The 11,424-nt window shown below is 34.0% G+C and carries 7 protein-coding genes; 5 read left to right on the top strand and 2 right to left on the bottom strand.

The window, feature by feature from the left end; genetic code table 11:
- The first annotated feature begins 638 nt into the window (after positions 1 to 638).
- The 5 genes from VGE71_RS06180 (at position 639) to VGE71_RS06160 (ending at position 8,696) form a co-directional block, all read left to right on the top strand.
- Positions 639 to 3,815: a SusC/RagA family TonB-linked outer membrane protein gene (locus VGE71_RS06180; protein WP_331137536.1), complete on the top strand. Its 3,177-nt coding sequence runs from the start codon at positions 639 to 641 to the stop codon at positions 3,813 to 3,815.
- A 12-nt stretch (positions 3,816 to 3,827) separates the two neighbouring features.
- Positions 3,828 to 5,252: a SusD/RagB family nutrient-binding outer membrane lipoprotein gene (locus tag VGE71_RS06175; protein WP_331137535.1), complete on the top strand. Its 1,425-nt coding sequence runs from the start codon at positions 3,828 to 3,830 to the stop codon at positions 5,250 to 5,252.
- A gap of 150 nt (positions 5,253 to 5,402) precedes the next feature.
- The gene (locus VGE71_RS06170; protein ID WP_331137534.1) at positions 5,403 to 6,770 is read left to right on the top strand and encodes a HAMP domain-containing sensor histidine kinase; all 1,368 of its coding nucleotides are present in this window, start codon (positions 5,403 to 5,405) and stop codon (positions 6,768 to 6,770) included.
- Positions 6,771 to 7,085: 315 nt separating this feature from the next.
- Entirely contained in the window at positions 7,086 to 7,865 is a 780-nt protein-coding gene (locus VGE71_RS06165; RefSeq protein ID WP_331137533.1) for an alpha/beta hydrolase, read from the top strand.
- 12 nt (positions 7,866 to 7,877) lie between these two features.
- Positions 7,878 to 8,696 (top strand): alpha/beta hydrolase, encoded by an 819-nt coding sequence (locus VGE71_RS06160; protein ID WP_331137532.1) that lies wholly within the window; start codon positions 7,878 to 7,880, stop codon positions 8,694 to 8,696.
- Between the two features lie 70 nt (positions 8,697 to 8,766).
- On the opposite strand, the gene VGE71_RS06155 is transcribed toward VGE71_RS06160, so the two are convergent.
- The gene (locus VGE71_RS06155; protein WP_331137531.1) at positions 8,767 to 10,230 is read right to left on the bottom strand and encodes a glycoside hydrolase family 125 protein; all 1,464 of its coding nucleotides are present in this window, start codon (positions 10,228 to 10,230) and stop codon (positions 8,767 to 8,769) included.
- A gap of 155 nt (positions 10,231 to 10,385) precedes the next feature.
- Positions 10,386 to 10,898: an acetolactate synthase small subunit gene (ilvN, locus tag VGE71_RS06150; RefSeq protein ID WP_331137530.1), complete on the bottom strand. Its 513-nt coding sequence runs from the start codon at positions 10,896 to 10,898 to the stop codon at positions 10,386 to 10,388.
- Between the last annotated feature and the right edge of the window lie 526 nt (positions 10,899 to 11,424).

Genomic DNA, 11,424 nt, shown 5'->3' with positions numbered 1-11,424 from the left:
ATAAATAATGCAGCGATAGAAAATGCCAGGCCGAAAGGTCTGGCATTTTTTTTTGCTAAACTTTTAATTCAGGCATAAATCATCTTTTTAAGCCTGCTGACTAGTAAAAATCTTATAAAATCTTAAAAAAATTAACATTGTATAAATATTTGATTATTAGATTTTTAAGTCTGTTTTGAATTTTCGATTAACATTTTTTTTGCAAAAAGTGCTTTTAAAATTTTTCTATTCTTAATTTTAAATATACTTTTGTTCTATCAAATTAGTAGAGTTTAAAAATTTGCAATAATGAAGACGAGTAAAAACATTCCAGTTTCAAACAAACAGAAACCATTTAGCTGTTTACATCTCATGTGCAGCTTCTGTTAAAAGTCTTCAATTCCCAATTTACACCAAATATTTAGTAGAGAGAAACCTTAGTAATAGGGCAGATCTTGTATAGGCCAATCGAAATAATACTAATCAAATAAAAAGAAGAAAAAAATGAAAAAACGAATGTGTTGCAGATAGAAATTATACCATTCCTAATTTGCCACGGAAATGGTGAAGCTTAAAGAATTTATACATCTCTAAAAGGAAAACAACAGGAGATTATCTCCCTTTAACGTGATCCTTATTTATTAAACTAAAATGAAATAATGAAAAAAATATTAAATAGATATATTGGCTTATGCATTTTATTGGTTTCTATAAGTGCTACAGCGCAGGAAACTAAACCACTGATCCAATCTAAACTTGAAGGAACAATTGTAGATGCGGTTACAAAAGATCCTGTAATTGGTGCTTCGGTAGTGATTAAAGGGACTACGCATGGTGTTCAGACCGATTTTGATGGTAAGTTTTTCTTCCAGACCGGACAAAAATTTCCTTATACTGTAATCGTAAGTTATTTAGGTTATAAAAAAGCAGAAGTTGTAGTCGATAAAAACGCAGTGGTTATTGAACTTACAGAAGAGCAAAATCAATTATCAGAAGTTGTAGTTACGGCTCTTGGTATTTCAAAAGAAAAGAAGTCTTTAGGATATACAACTCAAGCACTTAAAAACAAAGATATTGCAGAGACAAAAGAAACCAACTTTTTAAACAGCCTTAGCGGAAAATTAGCAGGTGTTCGTATTACAAACTCTCAAGGAGATATGGGATCTTCTCGTATCATCATTCGTGGAGAAACTTCAATTGCAGGAAACAACCAGCCGCTATTTGTGGTTGATGGAGTTCCTGTAGATAATTCACAGTTAGGAAGCTTTGGTGGAGCAACTCGAGATTTCAAAAATGCAATTGCCGATTTGAATCCAAATGATATCGAGACTTTGACAGTATTGAAAGGGCCAAACGCTGCAGCTCTTTACGGTTCACGTGCTGCACATGGTGTTGTTTTGATTACGACTAAATCTGGAAAAAGCCAAAAAGGATTGGGAATTACAATAAATTCAGGTATTACAATTTCTCAGGTGGCTACGTTGCCGAGTTTTCAAAATTCTTATGGACAAGGTTCAAACGGAAGATTCAGCTTTGTTGATGGAAAAGGAGGCGGTGTAAATGATGGTGTTGATGAAAGCTGGGGACCAAGATTAGATGGGCGCCTTATTCCACAATTTTTCTCAAATGGTCAGGCAGTACCTTTTGTGGCACATCCTAATAATGTGAAAGACTTCTTTAATACGGGAGTTACGTATGACAATAGTGTTTCTGTTGCAAGATCAGATGAAAAATCAGATTTCCGTTTAGGGGTAAACAACCAAAAACAATTAGGAACAGTACCCAATAGTGAAGTAAACAAAACCAACTTTACAATTAATACCAATTACCAAATTTCGAAAAACATAAAAGTAGGAGTTACAGGTAATTATATTACAACAAATGCTCCAGCTTTACCTGGTGGTCCATCTGGTAACCGTGCAGCAGGTGTAATGCTTCAGTTTCTTTGGTTCGGACGTCAGGTTGACATCAATGAACTGGAAAGAAACAGAGATGTAAACTGGAACAACAGCTACTACAGTAATCCATATTGGAATGCTTATTATAATACCACAAGCCAGCAGCGTAACCGTTTTATTGGAGATGTTCATTTGGATGCTAAATTGGCTGAAGGACTTAACTTTAAATTCCGTACAGGAGTTGATTATTACAATGATAGAAGAAAGTACACGATCAAATATGGTACAAACGGAACACCTTTCGGATCATATGCTGAAGATGCTTACACGGTAAATGAACAAAATACAGAAGGTATTTTCACTTATACTAAAAAACTAAGTGCTGATTTTAGTCTAGATGCTCTTGCTGGATTCAATATTCGTAATCACAGTGATGCGAACAACTATCAAAAAGCGCCTCGTTTGGCTGTGCCAGATTTGTATACTTTAACGAATTCAAGAGATCCATTAACATCATCGAATTACTTATCGAGATTAAGAGTATACAGTGCTTATGCTTCGGCACAGTTAGGATATAAAAATTATGCTTATTTAAACCTGACTGCACGTAATGATTGGTCGTCAACTTTGCCAAGCAGTAACCGTTCTTATTTTTATCCATCTGTTAATGGAAGTTTGATTTTAACGGAAGCATTGAATATCAAAAGCAATACACTTGATTTCTTAAAGTTACGTGGTGGTTGGTCTGAAGTAGGTAATGATGCAGATCCATATCAATTATCAACAATCTATAACTTCCAGACTGCATTTGATGGAAATCCAATTCAGACTTCATCACAAAAGAAATTAAATGAGAATTTGAAACCAGAAACGACTCGTTCAACAGAGGTTGGTTTAGAAGCTACTTTTTGGAAAAACAGATTACATTTTGATGTTGCTTATTATAACACAAACAGTTTTGATCAAATTTTGGAAATCAAAACAACAGCTGCAAGTGGTTACAATTCACAGTTAATCAACGCAGGAAAAATAAACAATAGAGGTTTAGAAATTCAGTTAGACGGAAGTCCAATTCAAACCGAAAACTTCAAATGGAATATTGGAGCAAATTATTCTAGAAACAGAAGTAAAGTAGAGATTTTGGATTATGCGAAACAGATTCAAAACTATACTATTGGATCTTCAGGAGGAGTTGAAGTGTTAGCGTCTGTAGGACAAGCTTACGGAGCACTTTACGGAACGGCTTATTTACGTGATGCCAGCGGAAATATCGTAGTAGGAGCAAACGGATTACCAAAAGCAGATCCAACGAAGAAAGTTTTAGGACATTACACTCCAGACTACTTAGCTGGTGTAACGAATACATTGACTTACAAAAATCTGGAATTATCATTTCTTGTTGATGCAAGTGTAGGTGGGGAAATTTTCTCAGGAACTAATAGAACAGGTACCTACACAGGAGTTTTAGCTTCAACACTTCCGGGTCGTGGTGCAGAAAATGGTGGTTTAAGTTACTATATAGATGGTACAACCAAAACGTTGGTAAACGGAACTGCACCAACTGGAGCAACAGTTTATGATGACGGTATGGTTTTTAAAGGAGTATATGACAACGGAACTCCAAACAGTACAGTAATCAGTGCGCAGGAATATTACAAAGCATCTTACAACATTAGCGAAGCTTATATCTATAGCTCAACTTTTGTAAAAATGAGAGAAATAAAACTGGCTTACAATTTCAATAAATCATTTGCTAAAAAACTAGGATTAGAAGGAGCAAGCATTACTGCAGTAGGTCGTAACCTGTTCTTTATTTACAAAGACGCACCAAATATTGATCCTGAAACGGCTTTCAATACTGGAAATGCACAAGGTTTAGAAAGTTTGTCTTTACCAACAACCAGAAATTTCAGTCTTAATGTTAATCTTAAATTCTAAAAACACGAAATCATGCTAAAAAAGCTATCATATATCATATTATTTGGATTGACACTGACTTCATGCAGTGATACGTTGGATGATATCAATAAAAATCCAAATGCAACCGAAAATCCACTACCTCCTTATTTGTTAACTGGAACACTAAAACAAGGAGCCGACTTATATTGGGGAGATGCTAATAATTTTAATTCGTCTTTATTGTTTGTACAGCATTGGGCTAAAATCCAGTATACGGAGCCAGACAGATACGATGTTTCAAATACTTCATTCACTTCTTTATGGAATACAGGTTATGCAACCTTAATTACAGATTTGAATACCATTATTAATTTTCCTGATGCTCAATCCAATTCCAATTATAAAGGAATTGCTTTAACATTGCGTTCATGGACATTCTTATTATTGACAGATGCTTACGGAAGTATTCCATATAAAGAAGCAGGTCAGAAAGTTACACCAGCTTACGACAGTCAGAAAGACGTTTATACAGGTTTACTTGAAGATTTAAAACAAGCCCAGTCTTTATTGGCAACAACAAACGGTACTGTAACGGGTGATTTGGTTTACAAAGGGGATATTCTGAAATGGAAAAGATTTGTGAATTCACTTCGTTTGCGTATCGCATTAAGAATTTCTGATAAAGAACCAGCTTTGGCTAAACAAGCCGCAATTGACGCAACAAGTGATGCGGCAGGAGTACTTGCAAGCAATAACGATACTTTTAAATTTACGTACATCAGTTCACCGCAGCAAAATCCGGCTTCGGCTTGGTTTGAAACTCGTGATGATTTCCGTATTTCAAAAACTATGGTAGATAAATTAAAAGAATTTTCAGATCCTCGTTTACCAGTTTACGCGCAATTACCATCAGATGCAAGCGTTGGAACATACGTTGGAGGTGGTAACGGATTATCTAACAGTGATGCCAACAGTCAAGGTTTTGCTAAAACATCAAAACCGGGAACTTATTTCCTGACATCGACATCGCCAGCTGTAATTTATTCGTACTCAGAAGTCTTATTCAATTTGGCTGAAGCTGCTGCAAGAGGCTTTATCTCTGGAGATGCAGAACAGCTTTATAAAAATGCCATTACAGCATCATTCAATCAATTTGGGATTACCGATGCAACAGTAATTACCAATTACCTTAATCAGGCAAGTGTAAAATATGATGCATCCAATTACGCTAAATCAATCGGAACTCAAAAATGGATTGCCTTCTTCGGACAAGGTCTCGATGCCTTTACAGAATGGAGAAGATTAGATTATCCAATTTTGACTGCTGGTCCAGCTACAGTTTTGGATGGTAAGATTCCTTCGCGTTTTTTCTATCCAGGAACAGAGCAATCATTAAATGGAGTTAATTACCAAAATGCTATTTCCGTACAAGGAAAAGATGTGTTGACAACCAAACTATGGTTTGATGTAAAATAAAAACATTTTTACTTTTATCTTCAGAAAATAATATGATTTTATAAAGTAATAAAAATCTTAAGGAAAAACCCTGTATCGCCCTGACGATGCGGGGTTTTTTATTTCTTATTTGTATATTTGTAAAACAGTTATTATATTGAAAGTACATAAATGCTTAAATTATTACCCCTCGATCCTAAAACGATTTTTCTTCTTTATTTTTGGGGAAACCTATTTGTCTGTATTCTTATCTTTAGTTATTCTTTATCGTATGCTTCTTCTGAAAACAGAAAAAAATTAAATACGTTTGGATTTGGAAAAGTATTATTAACGATAGGTTGGATTTTTATTTTTTTAAGAGGTATAGCACCCGATTTCATTTCGATAAATCTAGCCAATACCATAATTCTTTCTGGATGTTGTTATGAGACAATAGCAATCATTTCTATGACTAAACCTAAATTTAACAGGCGTTATCGTCTGCAAATTGGTTTGACCATTGCTGCCATACTGGCTTTTAACATTTCAGCTTTTCTAGGAGGCTCTGTAAATGATCGTATTGTAATTATTTCTCTGGGAATATTTGCTATTTATCTTCCTCCAACAATAGGATATTTTAAAGAAAAAGCCGCTAATTTGTTTCGTGTTTTTTATCTATTATGTTATGTTTCTTTTGAAGTTTTAATCTTTCTGAGAGCAGTTTACACCTATGCAATTCCACAGCAGGATTTCTTTAGACAAAGTACTTTCGACAGTTTGTACAGTATAGGACTGTTTTTGCTGACTCTTATCGGAACCATTGGCTTTTTATTATTGGCGAAAGAAAAACAAGATCTGAAAATACAGAAGTTGCTAAAAGACAAAAATATATTCTTTTCTATGATTGCCCACGATCTAAAAGGACCATTAGGTTCATCGCTAGCTTTATCTGAAATCTTAGCTCAGGAAATTGATCATTACAGTCGGGAGGAAATAAAGGAGATTACCGAAATGCAATACGAGTCTAATAAAAATATTTACAAGTTGCTCGAAAATCTGCTGAATTGGTCAAGAATGCAGAGCGGAATGATTGAATACAATCCTAAAAATGTATCACTAAATGCTTTAATTGAAGAAAACATTCAACTGAATAACAATACAGCTTTGAATAAAAATATTGAAATTAAATTTAAAGCAGATGAAATTGTCAATGTGTGGATGGACAAAGACATGATTGATACTGTTTTACGAAATCTGCTGACCAACGCAATTAAATTTACAGAACAACAAGGCGAAATTGTAGTTCAATTAAAAAAATGCAATAAAAAAGCCGAAGTTTCAATTCGGGATAACGGTATTGGAATTCCGCTTAACATACAGGAAAAGCTCTTTAAAATCAATGAAAAAGTAATCCAAAAAGGAACAGAAAATGAAATGGGAAACGGTTTAGGATTATTGCTTTGTCATGAATTTGTAAAAAAACACGAGGGCGAAATCTGGGCAGAAAGCAAGCTCGGAAAAGGAAGTACTTTTAAATTCATATTGCCTTTAGAAAAATAATAAAAAAGACTTTTTTCAACTAAAATCACACAGATGTATTCTATTTAGATCTGTGTGATTTTTTTGTGTTTTATATAATTTGAGACAGCTAGGAAGAGTTTGCAATAATTTAATTTAAATAAAGTTGTATTTTGTTGATTTTTAGTATATTAGATGTTTGTTTTGGTTCTTTGGTTTTTATTGAATTAACTGAAAAAAGCATGATTTTTCATTATAAAAAATGAAATATGACTTGCCTATTTGATTTTCTATTCAGTTTGAAAAACTAGATTGTAGTAATTATAAAAAGCTATTTACTAATTAAATATCAATTTTATGAAAAAATCAAAAAGCATCATTCTTATACACGGAAACTTTGTTAATAATATAAGTTGGGAAAAGTGGAAAGAAAGATACGAGCAGAAAGGCTATACCGTTTACACACCTGCTAATCCCGGCCACGAAGGAAATCCTTCAGATCTGCGAAAAACTGTTCATCCCGATCTTATCAAAACAGGTTTTATAGATGTTGTAAATAATATTGCAAAACTGGCAGATAGTCTGCCTGAAAAACCTCTAGTAATTGGACATTCAATGGCTGGAATGGCAGCGATGAAATTACTAGAATTAGAAAAAGTTGCAGCAGCTGTAAGTATAGATGGTGCACCACCAAAAAATGTATTTCCTCCTTTCACAACATTAAAGTCGGCACTTCCTGCTTTTGGTTTTTTTTCTTCTGCTAAATATTTTATGGGAAGCCGTGAATGGTACGACAGATGTTTTTTTAATACACTTCAACAGAGCGACAGAGCCAAAGCCTTTGAAGCTTTTGCAGTTCCAGAAAGCTACAAAGTAAGTCGGGAATTGGTATTGAACTCCTTTTCGAATATTGATTTCAGAAAGCCACATAAACCTATTTTGTTTATTGGAGGCGCAAGCGACGTTATTTTTCCCGCCTCTCTCACTACAACTCTAGCTGGAAAATACAAAGACCAAAACAGTCAGGTTAACCTGAAAATTTTTGAGGATAAAAGCCACTTTATCTGTGGAGAACCGGGTTGGGAAGAAGTTGCAGATTATATTTTAGAATGGTATGAAAATCTATTTAACAAATAAAAGAAAATTAAAATGGCTAAAATTAAAGTAAAAGACGGAACAGAGATTTATTACAAAGACTGGGGAACAGGAACGCCAATATTTTTTCATCACGGCTGGCCGCTTTCTGCAGACGACTGGGATGCACAAATGTTATTTTTCCTCGACAAAGGATTTCGTGTTATTGCGCATGATCGCAGAGGACACGGAAGATCTACGCAAACTTATACTGGTAACGAAATGGATACTTATGCAGCAGACGTTGCAGAATTGACAGCATTTTTAGATTTAAAAGATGCCATACATATTGGCCATTCAACTGGTGGTGGAGAAGCCATTCATTATGCTGCTAAATATGGTAAAGGCCGTGTATCAAAAGTTATTTTAATCAGTGCAGTGACTCCCTATATGATTAAAGATACCAACAATCCAGATGGAGTACCGATCGAAGTTTTTGATGATATTCGTTTTAATACCGCAAATAACAGACAACAGTTTTATCACGATATTACTTTTCCGTTTTATGGTTACAACAGGGAAGGGGCAAACATCAAAAAAGGAATTCAGGACAATTGGTGGCGTCAGGGAATGAATGGTGGTATAAAAGCGCATTACGATTGTATAAAAGCATTTTCTGAAACCGATTTTACTGAAGATTTAAAAAGTGTGGATTTTCCTGTTTTGATACTTCATGGAGAAGATGATCAAATAGTTCCTTATCAAGTAACGGCTTTAAGAGCAGCAAAATTAGTAAAAAACGGAAAGTTGATTACTTATCCAGGACTTTGCCACGGAATACCAACAACCGATGCGGATAGAGTTAATGCAGATATTTTGAGTTTTATTCAATAAAAAGCGATAAAAACGCAACACAAAAAAGCCTTCAACTCTGAAGGCTTTACTTTTTGAAAATAAAGTATTTTTAGAAATTTTTGTCTTTCAAAATTTGAGGATATTTTTGACTCGTATGTACAATCATTTCGCCAAATAAAGTATTGGCCCATGCAAACCATTTTCGGGTAAATTGGGTCACATCGTTTTTATGAAAAGATTCATGCATAAATCCAGTACCAGCGTTGGTTTTAATCAAAGTACTGATGCAGTTTTTAATTTCCTTTTCGTCAATACTCGTAATGGCTCTCAAAACAATACTCATGGGCCAAATCGTATCAACACCCGTATGCGGGCCTCCAATACCTTCGCCTGCAGTTCCTTTGTAGAAAAACGGATTATTTTCAGACAATACAAGTTTTCTGGTATTAAGATACAAAGGATCGTCTGGTGCAATAGCTCCCAAATAAGGAAGAGACAATAAAGAAGGCACATTGGCGTCATCCATCATATGAAAACTGCCATATCCGTTAACTTCAAAAGCAATGATTTTTCCAAATTGAGGATGATTGATAATTCCGTGTTCATTCAAACCCTTTTGAACCTGTTCTCTCAGTTCTTTGGCTTCATTTACAATATCATTATCTTTTAAAGCCGGAAGAGAGAAAATTTCCATCAGATAACCCAATATTTCGATAGCAAACATGTTGCTCGGAATCAAATAACCAAATAGGGTTGAGTCGTCACTTGGTCTAAAAGTAGAAACAATCAGTCCGCATGGTTTTACAGGATAGCCATAACCCGACAATGGAACTCCATCTGTTGCCCAAGCAGTTTGACGCTGAAAACTGTAAGGACCTCCTTTGCCATCCATTCGTTGTTGTTCTTTGAAAGTTTTTAGAATTAACTTCATAGCTTCTTTCCAATGACTGTCAAACATAGAAATGTCACCAGTTTCTTTCCAATAGCCATGTGCTAATCTTACAGGATAACACAAACTGTCAATTTCCCATTTTCTTTCATGAATTCCCGGTTTCATGTCGGTAATATCATTTTTCCATTCACTTTCTTTATTAAAATCTTTATAAAATGCATTTGCATAAGGATCCAGAAGAATACATTTCGCTTGACGATTAATAACGCCTTTTATCAATTCTGCCAATTTACGATCTTCTTTTACAAACGGAATATAAGGCCAGATTTGTGCTGTACTGTCGCGTAACCACATAGCATCAATATCGCCTGTTATCACATAAGTATCGGGTTTTCCATCTATAATTTCGAATTCAACTGTAGTATCAAGAGTATTTGGAAAACAGTTTTCAAAAATCCAAGCCAGTTCAGGATTTGCAATCTGCTTTTTTACTTTTACAATTGCGGCCTCAATCGCTTTGCTGGTAAAATTTCGTTTTTCAAGTGGCGGTCTCTGGGTTATAAAATCTTTTAGAGGAAACTCAAAAAGATTCGAATTAAACCCCAGTGCGTCAGTTTGAATGGCAAATAAACCAGCTGAAAAAATTCCAGCATTTTTTATGAATTTTCGGCGAGACTGCATATGTTTTCTGTTTTTTACGGATTGAATAACAATAGTTTAAAGATAATCTAAACTTGATTATACTAAATAAATAATCTTTTTCTTTACAGCATTTAAAATTAGACAAATGACCAATCTAGTACTTTAAATGACTGAATTCTGTAAATTACAAACATCTAGAAACCTTCAAATTCATCTCTAAAACCTTTTTCCGATTTGATTAAAGCAATTCGCGGACTTTTAACAAATTCGATCAGTCCGTATGCTGTTAAAGATTGAGTCAATTTGTCGATTTCTGTTTCGTGAGAAGTAACTTCAATTACAGTATATTCTCTTTCAATAAAAGTAAATTGAGCGCTGTACTTTTTCATTAATTCCTGAACCTTTTCATGGGTTATAGCGGCAGTAGGAAGTTTGTATAAAACAGTTTGTGTGTATGCAATTTCCTGATTGGTATTGTAATAACATTTATAAACATCGATAACTTTCTCCATCTGAAGAGCCAAATTTCTTACTGTTTCTAAAGTTTCAGTAACGACAACTGTAAATCTGTACATACCATTAATTTCACAAGTAGAAATATTAAGACTTTCAAAGCTAATTTTTCTTCTCGAAAAAATTACGGCTGTTTTATTGATTAATCCCATTTGATCTTCGGTGTAAAACGTTAAGGTGTATTGTGCTTTCATTTGAAATTTATTAGTGAATTATTTAAGTTTTTTATGTTTATGAATCTTTTGTTTTTTCGGATAGGATCAAAAAAAAAACCTTTCTCAGTAAGACGAGAAAGGTTTCTATTATGCAATACAATCCTGACTCATCACGGGAGATGAATAATAATATTGATAATAATAATTGATGCGAAATTCTTCATGTTGGCTCTAAATAAAAAACCTCCCGTGTTGGGAGGTTTTAAACTGGTATGCTAAATACTTTTATATAAAATCCCCGTACTATTATCGATCGATAATAATATTGATAATAATTAGGGAAATAATTGAGTTGCTCATTTTGTTGTGTGTTGATTGCAAATATATTATTTTTTCATAGAGAATAAATTATTTCTTCAGTTTTTGAAATAAAATGTCAGTTAGAAAGCGATATTCTGAGAATTTTCTGAAACAAGCTTTTTTTTACTTAAATTATTTTGTCGAAATAAAAAATACAAGTTTCAGAATATTAGTTTGTTATGATCATTTTATTGAACGTCGTTAT

This window comes from Flavobacterium sp., from assembly GCF_036405015.1.
Taxonomy (GTDB): domain Bacteria; phylum Bacteroidota; class Bacteroidia; order Flavobacteriales; family Flavobacteriaceae; genus Flavobacterium.
Note: the sequence above shows the minus strand (reverse complement) of the source record. Positions and strands in the feature narration are given on the sequence as shown.